The sequence below is a fragment of the Paenibacillus mangrovi genome (assembly GCF_022898935.1).
Taxonomy (GTDB): Bacteria; Bacillota; Bacilli; order Paenibacillales; family Paenibacillaceae; genus Paenibacillus_AQ; species Paenibacillus_AQ mangrovi.
This window is the reverse complement of sequence record NZ_JALIRP010000002.1, coordinates 563,105-582,278: the sequence shown is the minus strand read 5'-3', so window position 1 is coordinate 582,278 and position 19,174 is coordinate 563,105. Positions and strand designations below refer to the sequence as shown.

The 19,174-nt window shown below is 44.4% G+C and carries 16 protein-coding genes; 15 read left to right on the top strand and 1 reads right to left on the bottom strand.

Going from position 1 to position 19,174, the window contains the following annotated elements:
* Positions 1–337: 337 nt before the first annotated feature.
* Positions 338–1,627, bottom strand: coding sequence for an S-layer homology domain-containing protein (locus MUG84_RS07310; protein ID WP_244722592.1), 1,290 nt, complete (start codon positions 1,625–1,627; stop codon positions 338–340).
* Positions 1,628–2,026: 399 nt separating this feature from the next.
* Between MUG84_RS07310 and MUG84_RS07305 the strand changes: the two genes are divergently transcribed.
* From MUG84_RS07305 to MUG84_RS07235, 15 genes are all read left to right on the top strand, one after another.
* A complete protein-coding gene (locus tag MUG84_RS07305; protein ID WP_244722589.1) occupies positions 2,027–3,394 on the top strand; it encodes an ABC transporter substrate-binding protein in 1,368 nt (455 codons plus the stop codon).
* Positions 3,395–3,400: 6 nt separating this feature from the next.
* The gene (locus tag MUG84_RS07300; protein WP_244722586.1) at positions 3,401–4,351 is read left to right on the top strand and encodes a carbohydrate ABC transporter permease; all 951 of its coding nucleotides are present in this window, start codon (positions 3,401–3,403) and stop codon (positions 4,349–4,351) included.
* A 22-nt stretch (positions 4,352–4,373) separates the two neighbouring features.
* Complete coding sequence (locus MUG84_RS07295) at positions 4,374–5,249, top strand: carbohydrate ABC transporter permease (RefSeq protein ID WP_244723363.1); 876 nt, start codon at positions 4,374–4,376, stop codon at positions 5,247–5,249.
* Positions 5,250–5,401: 152 nt separating this feature from the next.
* Positions 5,402–6,619: a formaldehyde dehydrogenase, glutathione-independent gene (gene fdhA / locus MUG84_RS07290; protein ID WP_244722582.1), complete on the top strand. Its 1,218-nt coding sequence runs from the start codon at positions 5,402–5,404 to the stop codon at positions 6,617–6,619.
* A 173-nt stretch (positions 6,620–6,792) separates the two neighbouring features.
* Entirely contained in the window at positions 6,793–6,945 is a 153-nt protein-coding gene (locus MUG84_RS07285) for a hypothetical protein (RefSeq protein WP_244722578.1), read from the top strand.
* 323 nt (positions 6,946–7,268) lie between these two features.
* Positions 7,269–8,018, top strand: coding sequence for a basic secretory protein-like protein (locus MUG84_RS07280; RefSeq protein WP_244722574.1), 750 nt, complete (start codon positions 7,269–7,271; stop codon positions 8,016–8,018).
* A gap of 312 nt (positions 8,019–8,330) precedes the next feature.
* On the top strand, positions 8,331–10,100 hold the full coding sequence (locus MUG84_RS07275) for a sensor histidine kinase (RefSeq protein ID WP_244722571.1): 1,770 nt from the start codon (positions 8,331–8,333) through the stop codon (positions 10,098–10,100).
* Positions 10,078–11,712, top strand: coding sequence for a response regulator transcription factor (locus tag MUG84_RS07270; protein WP_244722567.1), 1,635 nt, complete (start codon positions 10,078–10,080; stop codon positions 11,710–11,712). The genes MUG84_RS07275 and MUG84_RS07270 overlap by 23 nt, the downstream gene beginning before the upstream one ends.
* A gap of 109 nt (positions 11,713–11,821) precedes the next feature.
* Entirely contained in the window at positions 11,822–13,525 is a 1,704-nt protein-coding gene (locus MUG84_RS07265; RefSeq protein WP_244722564.1) for an extracellular solute-binding protein, read from the top strand.
* Positions 13,526–13,614: 89 nt separating this feature from the next.
* A complete protein-coding gene (locus MUG84_RS07260; RefSeq protein ID WP_244722561.1) occupies positions 13,615–14,514 on the top strand; it encodes an ABC transporter permease in 900 nt (299 codons plus the stop codon).
* Positions 14,515–14,535: 21 nt separating this feature from the next.
* Positions 14,536–15,420: a carbohydrate ABC transporter permease gene (locus MUG84_RS07255; protein WP_244722558.1), complete on the top strand. Its 885-nt coding sequence runs from the start codon at positions 14,536–14,538 to the stop codon at positions 15,418–15,420.
* A 275-nt stretch (positions 15,421–15,695) separates the two neighbouring features.
* On the top strand, positions 15,696–16,397 hold the full coding sequence (gene sigK / locus MUG84_RS07250; protein ID WP_244722555.1) for an RNA polymerase sporulation sigma factor SigK: 702 nt from the start codon (positions 15,696–15,698) through the stop codon (positions 16,395–16,397).
* A 246-nt stretch (positions 16,398–16,643) separates the two neighbouring features.
* Entirely contained in the window at positions 16,644–17,315 is a 672-nt protein-coding gene (locus MUG84_RS07245; protein WP_244722553.1) for a GntR family transcriptional regulator, read from the top strand.
* Positions 17,316–17,391: 76 nt separating this feature from the next.
* The gene (locus MUG84_RS07240) at positions 17,392–18,063 is read left to right on the top strand and encodes an RraA family protein (RefSeq protein WP_244722550.1); all 672 of its coding nucleotides are present in this window, start codon (positions 17,392–17,394) and stop codon (positions 18,061–18,063) included.
* A 36-nt stretch (positions 18,064–18,099) separates the two neighbouring features.
* Positions 18,100–19,167, top strand: a complete 1,068-nt coding sequence (locus tag MUG84_RS07235) for a mannonate dehydratase (protein ID WP_244722548.1) — start codon at positions 18,100–18,102, stop codon at positions 19,165–19,167.
* Positions 19,168–19,174 lie beyond the last annotated feature (7 nt).

Genomic DNA, 19,174 nt, shown 5'->3' with positions numbered 1-19,174 from the left:
ATAAGGAAGAAATCGACAGTTTTGGTGGAAGGGATACTATGTCGATCTAAAGAACATAGAGGGAGTTTAGTGCATTTCCCAAAAATGAAACTTTCCACTCTATAACAGCTTATGCAAGTAATATTGAATGGGTACAACAAGAAAAGTTAACAGCTGGGGAGAAGGTTGGAATGATTACAAAGAAATATAAAGATGGTCTTAATTTTGAAGACGAAAATTAGATATTTGGGATTAATCGAGGGTTGAATCTTTGCTTAGTGTTCCGCTAAAGGGTACGAACTCGATGAATTAATAAACAGCCATGACTTAAATGTCATGGCTGTTTATGCGAGATTAATTAATACACAGTTACAGCACTCTTATCCGTTGTTGCTTCGGTTGTGATCGAGTACGAACCTACCAAATTTTTTACATTGATCTGGAAATTCATTGGACCGGTAGGGTCCGAAGGATCAATAACATAAGTTGCTTTGTTAACCCATATATGATTCGCTTGCTCGGTAGAAGTGAATGAAGTAGGATTGCCTCCGTTAATTTTAAAGTTACTAAGCTTAGCAACCTCTTGATCCGTTGTAAACTTCAACGTGACAGTGTCACCGACAGTCGCTTTAGTCGGATCTTCGTTGCTCGAAACGATTGTTACATCACTGATGACAGGAGCGGCTAGAACAGTTACAGAGCTTCCATCACTCGTTGCTTCTGTAGTAATGGAGTAAAGCCCAGCTGCGTTCTTCACATTAATTTGGAAGTTTACCGGACCAACAGGATCAGTTTCTTCCAGCACATAAGTTGCAGTATTAGTCCAATTGTTTTCTGACCCCTCAGATTTAAAAGAAGTCGGGTTGCTGCCGTTAATTTTGAAGCCGCTTAGTTTCGTAACTTGCTCAGTCGTTGTGAATGTTAGCGTGATCGTATCACCGATCTTTGCTAGTGAAGGATGTTCATTGCTGGATTTAATGCTGACATTGCTGATTACTGGTGCCGTTGGAGTTTCATTAGTCACCGCATCAATTGCTTTCAACAGGTTGGAGGCCATAGCTGCGCCCATCTCTCTGTTAGAAATTCCTTTTGGATCGAATGTTCCATCCGGGAAGCCATTGACTAGCTTATATTTTTGTGCAAGGCCAATGAAAGGAGCTGCCCATGTTGAAACTTTGCCTGCATCTTTAAAAGTGAGGTCTGCATCCTGCTCATCAAGATCACTTTTCGTTTCCAGCGATTTCACCAAAATCGTCGCTGACATTTCTCTTGTTACAGGAGCATTAGGGTCAAACTTGTCTTTGCCTACACCGTTAATGATACCTGCTTGATATGCAGCTTCCACATAAGGGAGAGACCATCCGCTTACATCTGTGAACGAAGATGTCGTAGCGTCAGCTTTCAAGCCCAATGATTTCACCATCATCGTAACGAACTGAGCACGAGTCAAAGTTCCTTTAGGGCTAAAGTGGCCTTTATTATCCATACCTGTCACGATACCCTTGTTAAACAAGTCTTGAATGGCATCCTTTGCATAGGAATTCTCAATATCAACGAAGGAGTTCGTTCCACCATCCGCATATGCGGCCGGAATAGCTGCCACAGCAACCGTAGCTGCAATTAATACACTTGTAAACATTTTTTTCATTTCTAGTATTACCTCCCAAAACCTGAGCTCGTAGTTATGTATTCTGAACAAATAGCCAGACAACACGAGTTACATTATGGGGCTTAATACCTAGTCGACGCAACTGTTACTTAAAGGGAGGTATTCCATATATTGATCATTGTATCCACCGGTTGATTTGCAACAAGACGTCGATCAATGCACATCGTGATTAGGTAAAGGAAAGAAGATCAAACTCAGACAAATAAAGATCAATTTCATGTATGCTAAATCTCAGTTCAAGCAAGTATGTTTGTAGAGAGTATTCAGACAAATAGTGCGAGTAGTTGAGAGGAAGTGATAACTACCTGCCAAGAGAGACGTGAAGTATGCAATTTCGAAGGCGCTTTCAAAACACTTTTAATCTTAAGGGGTGTATGTATGAAGAAATTGCTTCTTTATGCTTCTGCACTTTTAATTAGTGTAAGCTTGGCTGGATGCAGCAGCGGCAGTAACAGTGCTGCATCCAGTTCTAGGGATACTGTAAAAGAATCCCCAAAAGAAGACCAGGAAAGTAATAAAACCAGCAAAGGTGAAAAGAAAAAATTGGTCGTTTGGACCTTTGTCGATACACACAATAAATATTATCAGGAAGCAAAAAAAGAATTCGAAAGTGCACATCCGGAAGTGACGGTTGACATTAAGCTATTGGAAAATAGTGCACTTAATGACAAATATACGATTGTGGCAAAGTCTGGAGGCAAGGATGCTCCCGATCTAATCGATGTAGAGCAATCCGCGTTTCCAAGGTATATCAAAGGTAATATACCTTTTGAACCGTTGGACATCTACATGCAAAGGGATAAATTAACAGATGCGATTCCGAAAGGGCGCCAGGCGCTGTATTCCGTTGACGGAAAGCCTTATGGAATTGAAATTGCCGCGTGCGTTTCGGCATTATATTACCGTAAAGATATTTACGATCAGGCAGGCATTGACGTCTCCAAAATCAAAACCTGGGATGAATTTGTAGGCATATCCAAAAAATTGCTTGGTAAAGATAAATTTATTTTCCCAGGAACAATCAAAGATCAAGGAAGCTTTGAGATGTTGCTCCGGCAAGAAGGAGGCGATATCGTAACAGCGGACGGTAAAATTGGCTTTAATACGCCGGAAGCTGCAGCGGTGTTGAAACGGATTCGCGCTTGGAAAGATGCCGGAATTATGGATAAAAACAGCCCAGATGGACCGCAACTTTGGGCAGCCTTTAAAAAAGGCAAATATGTAGCGGGATTTGGCGCCGATTGGTGGGCAGGCTTTTTGCTTCAAAACGCTCCTGAATTAAGCGGTAAATGGGCGGCTGTGCCGATGCCTCAAGGAGGACCGAATTCCTTACCGACAACTGTAGCGGGCGGTACAGGAATGGCGATCTCCAAATTCAGCAAGAACAAAGACCTGGCATGGGAATATTTGAAGCTTACGCATTTGAATACGAAGATGGTTGTTAAAGGATTCCAAATCATCAACTTGTTCCCTGCTCTTGAGAGCGCATCCAAAGATCCGACACTGCATGCGCAAAGTAAAATGACGGAATATTTCGGCGGCCAAGATCTCGCCAATCTATATGGAAACCTGATTCCAAAAGCGCCAAATCAAAACCAAGCTTGGTGGCGTCCGCTTGTCACTAAAGCATGGGATAAATTTGAGCCTGACTATCAGAAGGGGAGAATGACTTCGGAAGAATTCCTGACGAACGTGGCAAAAGAAACACAAAGCTCGATTGACGCGGAAGCAAGTAGGCAAAATTAAGGGGTAATGGAAGAAGAGATGCAGGTTTTACGTATCTCTTCTTCCAACCTTGAAGTGAGGGGGATTTTTTTGTTTAACTCGGTATTTCGCTTTAAGATGGCGCCATTTCTTTTTATTTGTCCGTTCTTTATCGCCTATGCGATTTTTGGTTTATATCCCTCATTATACGGTTTATGGCTCAGCTTCCATCAAGGGATGGATACGTATAATTTTGCCGGGTTGCAGAATTACATCCTCGTTTTGAAGGATCAATTATTTTGGAAATCTATGTGGAACGGTACCAAACTCACGATTGGGAGCCTGTTTTTTATTTTGCCTTTTGCTCTGGGGATCGCGCTCTTAATTAATAGACCTCATATAGCTAAACGAAAAGGTTATTTCGCCACTTTTTTCTTCTCGCCGAACATTACTTCCGCGGTAGCTGTAGGGATCATGTTTGGATTTATTTTTAACCATGAAAGCGGCGTACTCAACATGTTTCTCGGATTGTTCGGCATTGAGAAAATATCGTGGCTAGATGACCCGTTATGGACGATGCCGTCGCTTATTCTTCTTTGTACTTGGCGATATTTAGGTATAAATATTTTATACTTTATGGCGGGGTTGCAAAACGTGCCCGCCGATTTAATTGAAGCTGCTAAAATCGATGGAGCTAACCCTTTTCAGCGCTTGTGGCATATTACAATACCCATGCTGCGCCCGATCATGACTTTTATTGTATTTCAAGCGATTCTTGGTTCTTACAGCATGTTTGGCGAAGTATTTATATTGGCAGGGAAAGGTTTTGGCCCAGAGCAATCGCTTATTTTCCCGACCAGCTATATGTATGATACGGCTTTCCGGGGAAATGATTTCCCTTATTCTGCAGCCTTAGGCTACGTCTTTACCATACTGATGCTCATCATCGGATTAATTCAATTAAAATTCTTTAATGTGAGAAATCAAGGTGAGGGTTAAGGAGGGTAAAAGCTTGAATGAGGTGACAGTTACACGGAGCGTTAAGGTTCAAGAAGAAGCAAGATTCGTTGCTATCAGGAAACAGGTAGTACGTGGGAGCTCCTATTTGGTGCTTATTGTAATCAGCCTCCTGTTTGTTGCTCCGTTTTTGTTTATGATAGGAACATCCTTTAAACCATATAATGACATTGTAGGCCAACCCTTGAATCCGTTCCCGATGCATCCCACTTTAGAAAATTTTACGCACCTGTTAGAAAAGCTTCCTGTTGGTACGCAGCTAGTCAACAGTTTAACGATTTCCGTATCAGTTACTTTGTTGTCCATTTTATTTAATTCCTTAGTGGCGTTTGGCTTTGCCCGCTATCAGTTTAAGTATAAAAGTGTTCTTTTTACTGCAATGCTCGCTACCATTATGATTCCTGGACAGCTAACGCTCGTACCATCGTTTATTATGTTCCGTTCCTTTGGCTGGCTGGATACTTTCAATCCATTAATTCTTCCTGGCATTGTTGGCGCATTTGGTGTGTTCCTCATTCGCCAAGTGATGGTATCGATTCCTGAAGAAATTTACGACAGCGCCCGTATTGATGGTTGTTCGGAATTAGGAACCTTCGTACGGATTGCTTTACCTCTCAGCAAAAGTGCAACAGGCATTGTCGCTCTTTTGACGTTCATGGGCTCTTGGAATGATTATTTAGGACCATTAATCTACCTGACGTCGGATACGAAGATGACTCTTGCTGTCGGCATTACATTGATGAACAACCCGTACGAGATCGATTATGCGTCGCCAATTACCGGTGCTTGTTTAATGTCCATTCCAGTCTTAATTATCCTGAGCATTGTGGGTCATAAATATTTTGTCGATGGCTTGACAGCCGGATCTTTAAAGGGATAACTGATATGAGGTCATTGTTTTGACGGAGATTACTTTAGATATTCAACTCAAATCGCTGGAATCAGGCTTTGCTGTTAAAAAAATTACTGCAAGAAGCCTGGAAGAATGCTCTAAAAGTTCAAACCGGAAATATTTGATGGGAGTGAGGAGCAATGGCTGAAAATCGGGCTGTAGTTTATGTTGAACCTGGGAAAGTGGAGGTACGGGATATTCAATATCCGGATTTGGTTCTGCGGGATGGGCCAGGCGTTAATTCGCTTAATGTCGGCAGAAAATGTGATCACGGGGTAATTCTGAAAGTAGTAACGACCAATATATGCGGCAGCGATCAGCATATGGTGCGGGGGCGTACAACTGCTCCAAGCGGACTTGTATTAGGTCACGAAATTACCGGCGAAGTGATCGAGGTAGGTCGTGATGTAGAGTTTATCAAAAAAGGCGATCTTGTGTCCGTACCTTTCAATATCGCCTGTGGACGCTGCCGGAACTGCAAAGAGCGCAATACCCACGTATGCCTCAATGTAAACCCGGATCGACCCGGTTCTGCTTATGGTTACGTCGATATGGGCGGCTGGGTAGGTGGCCAATCGGAATATGTAATGGTGCCTTACGCCGATTTTCAGCTGCTGAAATTTCCGGATAAAGAGCAGGCGATGGAGAAAATTCTTGATCTCACGATGCTCTCGGATATTTTCCCAACAGGTTACCATGGTGCGGTTAGTGCTGGTGTGAAGCCGGGCGCTACCGTGTATGTTGCTGGTGCAGGTCCGGTAGGTCTGGCTGCGGCGCATTCCGCACAACTGCTTGGAGCTTCGATTGTGATCGTTGGGGATTTGAACAGCGCAAGATTGGCACAAGCGAGAAGCTTTGGCTGTGAAACCGTCAACTTGTCGGAGCATCCGAATTTATCCGAGCAAATTGAACAGATCTTGGGTGTCCCGGAAGTCGATTGCGCAATTGACTGCGTCGGCTTCGAGGCACATGCCCATGGTAATAATCATAGCGAAGCGCCGGCTACGGTATTGAACTCGATCATGCAAGTCACCCGGGCTGGAGGAAGACTCGGTATCCCGGGACTGTATGTAACGGGAGACCCGGGAGCGATCGACGATGATGCCAAGATCGGAACTTTGAAAATCCGTTTGGGTTTAGGCTGGGCTAAATCCCACACGTTTGTAACCGGACAGACGCCGGTCATGCAGTATCACCGCGATTTGATGACGGCCATCCTGAAAGGCAAAGCGCAAATCGCTAAAGCCGTCAATGCCACTAAGATTTCGCTGGATCAAGCTCCTGCTGCTTATTCGGAATTTGATAGGGGAGCCTCGAAGAAGTTTGTTATCGACCCTCACGGTTTAGTAAAAGCGTGAATAAAAATGCAAAAAAGGACAACCGCAACCTACGGTTATCCTTTTTTGCATTTTTCTTAGGCCTACTCAAAACGCATTAGATTTGCTCCCCCCCTTCCAATGAAGCGTTTCGAATTTCCGACGGCGTCCTGCCCGTACAGTATTTGATCCCAAGAACAAGCCAGGTGAATCCAATGGATTTTCACGCTTACTGGTTCACCGTAGAGCAGAGTGCGGAGAATCTGTTCGAATTGCTGGCCGCCAAAAGAAGCTATGTAGGAATAGAACTACTGGACAAAATCGATGGAAAGATTGGTGTTTACCGGTTCGAGGTTGATGGAAATTGAGGATGCCGTTTCACGTAAAAATTGGTCATAATAAAATCAATAATAGTCAGTGGAGGATTGTGTCGGTTAGACTTATAATCGGTTTAATAAAGCAGCTTACAGGATTCTGTCGGTTGCTTTATTACAGGATGATAGGATCGTCAAGACAAAGTGATCAATGAGTCATGAGAAATTAACATACAAAGGAAGGAGGGATATAGTTTTTTAATAGTTAACATGATTTCATGCTGATTAAAGGTCATACCGCTTAAAAGTATAGTCATCTAGAATCTTATATTCTATCTATCAAATCTGAATAATAGATCTAGGAGGATCGATCTTTCATGAAAAAGCTGTTAAGTAGTGTAGTCTGTGCAGTTATACTTTTAAGTACTTTAAGTACCCATCATGTTTTGGCAAATGAAAGCGCTAATAAATCTCATGTTGTTGAATCTGGGGGACAATATGAAAAACGTGGATATATCTTAGAAGTGATTAATGAGGTGGATAATCCAGCAATCAAGCCTATTATTAGTGATTTTGTTGAACTATATTTTGATGTCTATCCAAAATTATTAACAAAGTATGCTGCTGACCCAAAAACTGCAACCAAAAAAGTGATTTTAAAATTCGATCCTACATACGATGGAGTAGCATATGCAGATGATGGGTTGATTGTTGTAAGCTCTAAATGGATCCTTAATCATCCATGGGATTTAGGGCTATTTACACATGAATTAACACACATTGTACAAGCGTATCCAAGGTATGACGATGAGACATGGTGGATTACAGAAGGAATAGCAGATTATGTTAGATATGTATACGGACCTCACCATGATGATTGGAAATTTAGAGAACCCAAAGAAACTGATAATTATAATAGTGGTTATGGAGAGACTGCACGCTTTCTCTTATGGATCGAACAAAACAAGAATAATAAAGTAGTAGATATATTAAACAAACAAATGCAACAGAATACTTTCCATATTAATGATTTTAAAGAAATAACAGGGCAATCAGTTGAAGATTTGTGGGCGGAATATATTAACAATCCTGATGTGAAAACCAAATATAAAATTAAATCAGAGTAAAGAAAGAACCTGTCAGTAATCAAAAGCGTTCGGTACTGGAAAGAAGCGGGCATGGAGTCCGTGTCGTTCGGGGATAAAAAGCTTGGAATGTCAATCGAGTAACAGGCGAATGGAATCAACGGGATAAAGGATTGTAAAAAACAGGCTGCCGGCTGAGTCGGCAGCCTGTCACATAAAAATTGGTCATAATAAATCAAAAATAGTAAGTGGAAGATTATGTTGATTAGACTTATAATAGGTTAATAAGGCAGCTTACGGGATTCCGTCGGTTGCTTTATTTCTTTCATGGGATATTAGGAGGTGGGGAAACAAATGCGTCTACGGCAATCATCTATTTATCTCAACCTGGTATTAACCTTTTTATTGTCGATTATTCCAATGTATACCTTAAGTCTATACATCAACATGTCAGGTGCGGCAAGCGTCCGTCAGGAAATTACGAATTCGATGCAATCCCGGGTTCATTTCTACTTATCCTCGTATGAAGCCGAATTGAGTCGGGTGACCAAATCCATGCGGGATTTCATTAATGACGGCGACTTGTCTACTTTAAGCAATTTGTACCCGAATATCCCCACCTTTGAACGGTTTAAAATGTTGAATCGGTTGGAGAGCAAACTCTTTCTATTGAATAATTCTAGCCAGTATATTTCAAGTTCGAAGTTGTACATCCCCTCGATGGGAATTACGATTCATGGGAGCGGCTATGACGAGGCGGCCATTCCGGCTAAAGAAATAAGCGAGATTCGCTCTGTGCAATATAAAACGCTGTCGCCTTTTACCATGCTGGACGCCCGCCTCTTCATGGGCAGCTTATTCCCCTTAGGTCTAACCGCAGCGCAGGCGCCGACTTCGATCATTAAGGTTGAGATTTCTTTGAGAAGCCTGAGAGACGTGCTTAAGCAAATTCCCAATACAGCGGAAGGGGGGGCCGTATTATTTGCGAGAGAGCAAGATTGGTATATCACTTCCACCCAAGAAGCCCGAGAAGCTGCGCTTATTCAAACCTTGAAGAAGCTATGGGAGAACAAACCCAACGATCATAAAGCGGGAAGCGAACGTCTCAAGATTGACAATCAGTTCTACCTCGTCACGTACGAACCATCCGAGATGCTGGATGCAACCCTGCTCGTGTATGTGCCGGAGAAACAAATTCTCGATCCCCTTAGTCATTATTTCGTGATGCTGTTAGTGCTGTCCGTATTATCAGTAGCAGTAATCATCTTTTTCTCTTATTGGATTTATCGGATGATCCATAAGCCTCTGCGTTCACTTGTATCCGCTTTTCGCCGCGTGGAGAGCGGCAATATGGACATTTCGATCCCCTACAAAACGGCCTTTGAATTCGGTTATCTGTATCGGCAGTTTAATGCTATGATCAGCCGACTGAACACGTTGATCCAGGAAGTGTACGAACAAAAGATTCATAGCCAGCGCGCGGAGCTGAAGCAGCTGCAGTCGCAAATCAATCCGCACTTTTTGTATAACAGCTTTTTTGTCCTGAAGCGCATGATAGCGGCGGATGACAATAAAAACGCAATTAGCTTTGTTGAACACCTCGGTAATTATTTTCAATATATTACGAGAAATGCGGATGATGAGGTAACGCTGGAAGCGGAGTGGTTACACGCCCGTACCTATGCGGACATCCAGATGGCTCGTTTCCGCAAGAGACTGCGGACCGATTTTGTTGATATGCCGTGCACGTATGCTTCTCTGAATGTACCAAGGCTTATCATTCAGCCTCTTCTGGAGAACGCCTACCAGTACGGACTGCAGAACAAGATTACGAACGGAATCATCCGCGTTTCTTGTGAAGTAAAGATGGAACTGATTTGTATTGCTGTTGAGGACAATGGAGAAGAATTGACTGACGAGCAATTGAGTATTCTTGAAGCCAAACTGAATTCTCATAATGAACATATGGAAACGACGGGATTAATCAATGTGCATCGGCGTCTGCAATTGAAGTTCGGGACCGATGCCGGTGTCCTTGTAAAGCGCAGCTTCCTTGGCGGGTTGCGAACCGAGATATGCATTCCGATTAGGGAGGTACCGAATGTACCGATTGTTGATTATTGACGACGAAGATGTGATTGTGGACGGGATGGCCGATCTATTTCAAGAGCAAACAGACATGGAGCTGGAGGTGTATCGTGCCTACAATGTGCTAGAGGCGATCGATTGGCTCAAGCAAACGAAGATTGACATTGTTCTGTCCGATATTCAGATGCCTGGAATAACCGGACTCCAACTACAGCAGCGAATTATGGAGCTTTGGCCACGTTGCAAGGTCATTTTCCTGACAGGCTATAACGAATTTACCTATATCCACGAAGCGATGCGAAACGGATCGTTCGATTTCGTGCTTAAAACGGAGACCGACGAAACCATTATCGGATCCGTCAAGAAAGCAATCGCGAAGCTGGACGAAGAGATGGACATGCATAGCACGCTTCAGAAAACAACGATTTTGCTGCAGCGGGCGCTACCTTATATTCAGAAAGATTACCTTCGCGATATTCTTCAAGGAGAATCCTATGCGCTCGGCAACCTTCACAATCAGTTTACTCAGCTGTCCATTTCACTCCACCCTTCCCAACCCGTTCTTTTAGTTGTAGGCCGCGTAGATGAATGGCGGGAGGGCCTAAGCACATTCGACCGGGCCTTGATCATATATGCGGTGCAAAATATTTCAGAAGAATTGCTAGGTGTTTCGACTCGTGTCACTTTCACGGATTACGAACGCTTCCGCATGGTTTGGTTCATCCAACCGAAATCAGATGCTGTAGATTCGTGGGATCAAATCCTTAGGTTTGTCCAAGGTACTTTGGAGCAAATCCAACATACAAGCAGGCAATTGCTCAAGATCAAACTCTCCATTATAGTAGCCAGCAAGCCTTGCGGGTGGGAGGAGCTGCCTATCCGCTTTATAACGATTAAACGTTTATTCGGATATGGGCTTGGCTTGGGTCAAGAGCTATTATTGACCGACCAAGCCTATGGTACGGATCACGGCCGATTCGAACCTGTAAAAAGTCCCTTACAGACTCATTTATGGATCGACTTAAAAAATGATTTGGAAGCCGGACGACGTGAAGCCTACTTGGCTGCATTTGATCGGATAACCGCTTTGCTTGCTGCCCAGGATGCGCAGACTGAGAAAGCCAGAACGGAGTGGTACTATATGCTAGTCGTCATTTACATCTCCATTCTGAATTACAGCTCTGTCCTCCGCCTGGCTGCCGAACAGATGGACCTAGATAAGCTGACGATGATGCAAGCCCATAAGACATGGAACTCGGCGTTTGATTATTTGCGAGAATTAGCGGAGTTGATTTTTAATCATCGATCTGAGGGATATACGAACTCCGAGAACGACGTCATCACGAAGATCAAGAAATATATACATGAGTATTTGAACGGAGACCTTTCCTTGACTCGTTTAAGCGATTTCGTGTCGCTCAACCCATCGTACTTGTCGAGATTATACAAGCATCATACAGGGGAGTCGGTTACAGAGACGATCAAACAAGTCAGGCTGCAGAAGTCCAAGGAGCTCCTTAGAAATCCCGGCATTCGGATGAGCGATATTTCGGAGCGTGTCGGGTTCCTGTCCGAACGGTCCTTTTACCGGTTCTTCAAATCGATCACCAAACTTACACCGCAGGAATATCGCGAACTGCAGAAGTAAATATTGGTTACAAAAGGTATAGATGCGTCAGTAGATAGCGCACAAACCACCCTCCTATAATACAGAGGAAGAGAGTAATACAACACTATACGATGAGGGGGAAGTTGGTTTGAACAGACGAAAGGTTATATCTACGGCTATGGCTTGCTTCATAAGTGTCGCCCTGCTAACTACGGCATGCAGCAATTCAGACAATCAAGCAGCAAGCAGTCAGTCCCCTGCCGGCGGCAAGAACACACCAACGACAGCAGATGCTGCGGGGCCACTTGGGAAATACGAGACCCCTATTGATGTCCATGCGGTACGCGGGATTAACGGAAGCTATAAATTCCCGCAGGGAGAGGATATCGGCAATAACCTCTGGACAAGGGCTTACAAGGACGAGCTTGGCATTAATCTGATCTATGATTGGGTTGCAGACAACTCCGGCGGAAGTGATAGTGCCTTTAGCAAAAAGTTGAACCTCATGATCGCTTCCGGCGAGCTACCGGATATTGTGGCTGTGAATGCCAAGCAGTTCAAGCAACTGGCGGAGAACGGACAGTTAGCTGACCTTACAGAGGTGTTCGAGAAATACGCATCCCCTTATACGAAGGATGTGGCCAAGCAGGATGGCGGTATGGCTATGACTTCCGCTACGATCGATGGAAAGCTTTTGGGGATACCCGGATTTAATGGGAATATTACAGATGCTAACGTTCTTTGGATTCGTTCGGACTGGATGAAGAAGTTAAACTTGCCTGACCCCGAAAATATGCAGGATGTATTCAACATCATGGAAGCCTTCGCTACCAAGGATCCGAATGGTGATGGCGGCAAAGGTGTTGTAGGATTGGCAGCGAACAAGAACATTTATGATGGTTTTGCCGATTTGGAGAGTTTCTTCAATGCATATCATGCTAATCCGAGCGGGACATGGATCAAGGATGCTTCTGGTCAGTTGACGTATGGGGCGATCCAGCCGGAAATGAAGCCTGCCCTTGCGAAGCTGCAGGAGCTGTACAAATCCGGATTAATCGATAAGGAATTCGGAGCGAAGGACGCTGCCAAGGAGGCGGAGCTTCTCGGACAAAATAAATTAGGCATTACGTTTGGGGCAAACTCCAATCCCTACTATCCATTTGACGATGCGCGCAAGCTGAATCCGAATATGGATTGGAAAGCGTATCCGATTCCTTCTATCGATGATAAACCAGCTCGTCCTTCCGTAGGCTTCCCGATCGGAACATACTATGTTGTGAATAAAAACTATAAGCATCCCGAAGTCATAGTAAAGATGTTTAACATGAACTTTGAGAAATTTTTCGGAGAAACAGGCGATTGGAACACATGGGGAGTGACGAAGGACCGTCTTGAAGCATTCAAGTGGCCGTTCGTGTATGGCTTTCCGCCCAATAAGGATGTTCCCGGACGTTACGAGGCATTGAAGAATGCTGTGGCATCCAATGATCCATCGGCAATGAACGGAGAGCAAAAGGCGGACTACGATGCTTATCAGGCGTTCATGAATGGCGATCAAACGTTTTGGTCGACGGTACGTCAGGCAGGTCCAGAAAATTCCTCCTTCGCCGTCCTGAATCACTATAAGGAAAACGATCTTCTGTATACAAATGAATATCGCACTAGCGTGCAGACCCAAACCATGACGCTCAAATGGTCGACACTGCTCAATTTAGAGAAAGAAATGATCACGAAGATCATCGTTGGCGCGCCGTTAGATGAATTCGACAAATTCGTGGATAACTGGAAAAAATCCGGAGGCGACCAAATTACGAAAGAAGTAAATGAATGGGCTGCAACTCAAAACAAATAAAAAGGTACAAATAATGAAAAGGAAACATGGAGAAAGAGATTGGCTTTTTTTTCCTTTCTTTATTTCACAACCGGAAGGTGGGATGACAGATGAAAACCGGTAAATGGCGCCGTGAGCTACCGTTGCATATCCTAGTATTTCCTAGCATAGTTATTGTTTTTATTTACTCATATATTCCTATGTTCGGTAACATTATAGCGTTTCAGGATTTCAATCCTATCAAAGGAGTTTTTGGCTCGACGTGGACTGGACTCACGAATCTGGAATACGTTCTGGAAATGCCGAACACGTACCGCATTATATGGAACACCATCTACATTGCTTCTATGAAAATCATTTTGGGAAATATCGTACCGATCATCATCGCTTTACTGTTGAATGAAATCCGAAAAAAGGCTGTGAAGCGCAGCATTCAAACGTTAATCTACTTTCCTTATTTCCTGTCATGGGTCATTCTTGCCGGTATCTTCATCGATATCCTATCTATTCAGAACGGTATTGTTAATCAGGCTTTGGGTTGGTTCGGCATCGATCCTATATACTTCCTTGGCGATAACAAGTGGTTTCCCATTACACTCGTTCTAACGGATACATGGAAAAATTTTGGCTTTAATACCATCGTATTTCTGGCTGCACTGACAAGCATTAACCCCTCCCTGTATGAAGCGGCCATCATTGACGGTGCCAACCGTTGGAAGCAAACTCTTCATATCACACTGCCGGGAATTTTACCGATCGTTATTCTGATGACTACGTTAAGTTTAGGTAATGTGTTAAATGCTGGATTCGACCAAGTGTTTAATTTATACAGTCCTCAAGTTTACGAAAGCGGAGATATTTTGGATACATTGATTTACCGCATTGGTGTCTCAGATGCCCAATATGGTCCGGCAACCGCTATTGGATTACTGAAATCGTTCGTTTCCTTTCTGCTGATCTCGGTGTCTTATTGGTTGGCGTACCGGTTTGCGAATTACCGAATTTTTTAACTGGAATAGGGGGGTAACACAATGATTCAACGCGCCTCCGTAACGCGGAGCCTATTCAATATTTGCAATCTTATATTTTTGATCGCGCTCTCGCTGCTCTGCATCCTTCCCGTCATCCAGGTCATCGCCGTCTCATTCAGCTCCAGCAGCGCTGCAGCGGCAGGGCTAGTCAAGCTATGGCCGGTCGAATTCTCACTGAAATCATATGAATTCATTTTGAAGAAGAAAGATTTTCTGGGGTCATTCCTGATTTCCATTCAGCGGGTAGTATTGGGTACTGGTATTAGTATGTTTTTAACCGTAACGCTGGGATACGCGCTTTCCAAAGAAGTGAAGGATTTCCGGATGAGGTCCGTTTATGCCTGGTATTTTGTAATTACTATCTTATTCAGCGGCGGATTAATTCCATGGTACTTGACGATCAAATACACGCATTTAATGGATACGATTTGGGCGCTAGTCATTCCGGGGGCGGTGACCGTGTTTAATGTCATTCTGCTGCTCAATTTTTTTCGGGGATTGCCCAAAGAGCTGGAGGAATCGAGCTTCATCGATGGAGCAAATCATTGGATAACACTTTGGAGAATTTATCTCCCGCTGTCCATGCCCGCTATTGCGACGGTCACGCTGTTCACAATCGTCGGGCACTGGAATTCCTGGTTCGATGGCCTCATGCTCGTGAATTCACCAAGTCATTACCCGCTCGCCACTTATTTGCAGACTGCTATCATTCAACAAGATTTCGCCAACATGCGCGCAGAGGATGTTAAAACCTTGTCGGAGATCTCGGATCGGACTACACGTGCGGCGCAAATCTTTATAGGCGCATTGCCGATCATGGCCGTCTATCCGTTTTTGCAAAAATATTTCATGACCGGCCTGGTAATGGGAAGCGTGAAGGAATAGAGAAGGAGTCGACACCGCATATGAAGAAGCCGTCCCGAAAGTGGACATTAGACATTATCCATCACTCCCATGGAGGCAGTTCATCTAACGGGTGGTTCTGATTCCTTTTTAAAAAAGGTAATCATGCCTACTGCGTAATTGCCGTCATGGGCTAAAAATTATCCGTACAGGCACAGTTGGGTCTTCGCCTACATAGAATGAACAAACCGCACTTGTGAGCATAAGTCACCCGGAGGAAGATGCGGCTTTCTAGTCATTCAGCAGGAGGTGTCATCGTGCCTGGATTATTCAGCTTTATTGCCTTGTTTATCAAAGAACTAACGCTGCTGGTCTCGTATGTCAAAAATAACGCGTTCCCTCAACCGCTCACAGAAAAAGAGGAGAGCAAGTACCTTCAATTGATGGCGGAAGGAGATGCCTACGCCCGCAACATGCTGATTGAGCATAACTTACGGCTGGTGGCCCATATCGTCAAGAAATTCGACAACACTGGAGAGGATCTGGAGGATCTGATCTCAATCGGCACGATCGGCTTGATCAAGGCGATTGAAAGCTTTCAGCCTAATAAAGGCACCAAGCTGGCTACGTTCGCCGCGAGGTGTATAGAGAACGAGATACTTATGCACCTCCGCTCCCTGAAGAAGACTAGAAAAGACGTTTCTCTGCATGATCCGATCGGAACAGACAAGGAAGGTAATGAAATCACTTTGATCGATATCCTTGGAAGCGAAGCCGAAGATGTAGCGGATATGGTGCAGCTGAAAATCGAAAAAAGCAAAATATACCGTAACCTGGACATATTAGATGAACGTGAGCAGGAAGTGATTAAAGGGCGCTTCGGGCTTGAGTTTGGCGGGGAGGAGCGAACGCAGCGGGAGATCGCGAAGGAGCTTGGGATCAGCCGCAGCTATGTTTCACGAATTGAGAAAAGGGCGCTTATGAAGCTGTATCATGAGTTTTATAAGGCAAAAAGATAAAATCAAAAGGATTGAATATCTTAAAAGAGGCTTATTGATGAGGCATGGTCGAATTGATAAACGCAGAACAAAAAAATCACCTGATCGTGGCGGCAAGCGCGAGCAGGTGATTTTATTTACGGAAAAAACGCGTCATATCGGGACTTGCCATTGCCATAAATTCATATCCAGGGTATGATAAACTCACATCTGAAATTTCAGATACCAGAATGAATGGCGATGAAGTATGGAAGGGAGGGGGGAAACGTGTTTGAACTTGAGCACACCGAGCTATCAGAGAAGGTATACCAACTTCTGAAGAAAATGATTTTGAACCGGGAGTTTGTCGGAGGACAAAGGCTCGATCTTCGGGATTTGGCTCTAAAAATGAATATAAGCCGTACACCGCTCAAAGAAGCCGTAAACCGGCTTGTGCTCGAGGGATTAATGGAAGTGAAGCCACGGTCAGGGACTTTTGTCACTACATTGGCTATTACTGATATCGATCAAGTTACAGAAATCAGGCTCATGATAGAGAAGTGGTGCGTGTCCCATTTAACGCCGCCGAAAGCGCAAGAACTTGCTATGACATTGGAACGTATTCTTGAAAACGCAGATGCTCCATTAACGGCTGATCCATTCGATTTCCAGGGCTTTCTGGAGCTTGATGTCAAATTTCACATTGAAATCGTTAAGATTGGCGGCAATCCGCGGATGCTGGAGCATTACAAATCGTTAAACAGTTTTTTGCATGCGGCCAGAGTCTTCTTCTTTCAAAGCTCCGATCGATCTGATGCGGGTCACGTGGAGCACAAGAACATTGTTGATGCGATTAAGCGCTTCGATCTGCAGGAGGCGTCCACAAAACTGGAAGAACATATTTTGAAAAGCCAATCCATCATGATCGAAATTTTGAAAAATAGTGGGGGCGTGCTTTAAAAGTACTTTTTTTTCTAAAATCTGAAATATCAGATTTTAGATTCAATAATTTCATTTGGTGAAGGAGCGTAAAAATATGACAAATGCACATAAGATTGCAGGATTCGAGATTGATTACTTAGAACAAAATCTGTACAGCGCAGTCATTGCAGACATTCTTGATGATCTTGGGTTTAGGAACCAAACATTCGGGCTTGGAATTCGTTTGGTAGATTCCAGCTTGAAAATCAGCGGGCGTGCGTTCACGGCCCAAGCGACCAAAGTTTTCAATATTCCTTCGGAGCCTTACAAACTACAAATGGAAGCGATAGATTCCGTGTCTCCAGGGGAAGTGTTCGTTGTCTCTACCGGAGCACCGGACGAGGCTGCGTTCTGGGGTGAATTGATTGCAACAGCTTGCAGGGCTCGTGGAGGAAGAGGCGCGATTGTGGACGGCTTGAACCGCGATACAGCAAAAATTATGGAAATGAAGTTTCCGCTCGCTTCCAGAGGGCAGGTGCCGACAGATTCAAAGGGGCGCATAGATTTGATTGCTTATCAACGGCCGATTGAAATTGACGGTGTTCGCATTCAGCCCGGCGACTATGTATTCGCGGATATGGACGGGATTGTTGTCATCCCCCAGGAAGCGGAAGAAGAAACGATCAGAAAGTCGCTTGAGAAGGCACAGGGGGAAAATACAGTGAGAGAGGCGCTGAAGGAAGGCATGCTGTGCACGGAAGCGTTCAAAACCTTTGGCATTTTGTAGTGGTATCATTCATTCTTTCATATAGGGGTTGATAGCTTGAAGCTTGGGCTTGGATTATACCGTGATCGACTGACTAAAGACAATTTCCGTTTCGCGAAGCAAGCCGGATGCACCCATATCGTCGCTCATCTGGTTGATTATTACAACGGCATCGAAGGGCTTCCATCCACGGACAAAAACCGGAATATGGGCATCGCGAAACCGAATGATGAAATTTGGTCTTATGAGAGCTTGGTCTCTTTAAAGAAGTCAATGAACGAAGAGGGCTTGGAGTTTGAGGCAATTGAAAATTTCAGCCCGGCCGACTGGTACGACATCTTGATGGATGGCCCGAAACGAAATGAGCAGATGGAGCATTTGAAGCAGATTGTCCGTAACGTAGGCAAAGCGGGTATCCCCATTATCGGGTACAATTTCAGCATCGCCGGCGTTTGGGGGCATGTGAACCGACCGGTTGCTCGTGGCGGAGCGATGACCGCTACCTTCAACCTTCAGGAGGGACCGGAAGAAACGCCGATTCCAAACGGACAAATCTGGAACATGACCTATGATTTCAACGCAAAGGAAGGGTTTATTCCGCCTATTTCCTCTGAAGAGCTTTGGGAGAGGCTGGAACGGTTTCTTCAGGAACTCGTTCCCGTTGCGGAGGAAGCCGGCGTGAGACTGGCAGCCCATCCTGACGATCCTCCGATGCCGACCATTAGAGGATATGGACGATTGGTCAATCAACCGCATTTATATCAAAAGTTGCTTGATATTGCACCAAGTCCGAGTAATGCTCTCGAGTTCTGCCTGGGAACGCTGCAGGAAATGACGGAAGGCAATATTTACGAGACGATTGAGCAGTATACGAAACAAAATGCGGTCGGCTACGTCCATTTTCGCAATGTGAGAGGGAAAGTGCCTCATTACCAGGAAGTATTCGTCGATGAGGGCGATATTGATATGATTCAGGCGCTGCGCGTGTTCAAGAAAAATGGCTTTGACGGAGTATTCATTCCGGATCATACGCCTCAAATGACGTGCAAAGCGCCTTGGCATGCGGGGATGGCATATGCACTCGGGTATATGAAGGCAGCTCTGGCGTTCGTTAATCAAGAATAAGGATTAA

Excerpts from the sequence above, each read along its gene's own strand:
- MUG84_RS07240 (WP_244722550.1), top strand. The coding sequence starts at position 17,392 with ATGACAAATGCACATAAGATTGCAGGATTCGAGATTGATTACTTAGAA.
- MUG84_RS07275 (WP_244722571.1), top strand. The coding sequence starts at position 8,331 with ATGCGTCTACGGCAATCATCTATTTATCTCAACCTGGTATTAACCTTT.
- MUG84_RS07280 (WP_244722574.1), top strand. The coding sequence starts at position 7,269 with ATGAAAAAGCTGTTAAGTAGTGTAGTCTGTGCAGTTATACTTTTAAGT.
- MUG84_RS07255 (WP_244722558.1), top strand. The coding sequence starts at position 14,536 with ATGATTCAACGCGCCTCCGTAACGCGGAGCCTATTCAATATTTGCAAT.
- MUG84_RS07260 (WP_244722561.1), top strand. The coding sequence starts at position 13,615 with ATGAAAACCGGTAAATGGCGCCGTGAGCTACCGTTGCATATCCTAGTA.
- MUG84_RS07285 (WP_244722578.1), top strand. The coding sequence starts at position 6,793 with ATGGATTTTCACGCTTACTGGTTCACCGTAGAGCAGAGTGCGGAGAAT.
- MUG84_RS07305 (WP_244722589.1), top strand. The coding sequence starts at position 2,027 with ATGAAGAAATTGCTTCTTTATGCTTCTGCACTTTTAATTAGTGTAAGC.
- MUG84_RS07300 (WP_244722586.1), top strand. The coding sequence starts at position 3,401 with ATGGAAGAAGAGATGCAGGTTTTACGTATCTCTTCTTCCAACCTTGAA.
- MUG84_RS07310 (WP_244722592.1), bottom strand. The coding sequence starts at position 1,627 with ATGAAAAAAATGTTTACAAGTGTATTAATTGCAGCTACGGTTGCTGTG.
- MUG84_RS07270 (WP_244722567.1), top strand. The coding sequence starts at position 10,078 with ATGTACCGATTGTTGATTATTGACGACGAAGATGTGATTGTGGACGGG.
- fdhA (WP_244722582.1), top strand. The coding sequence starts at position 5,402 with ATGGCTGAAAATCGGGCTGTAGTTTATGTTGAACCTGGGAAAGTGGAG.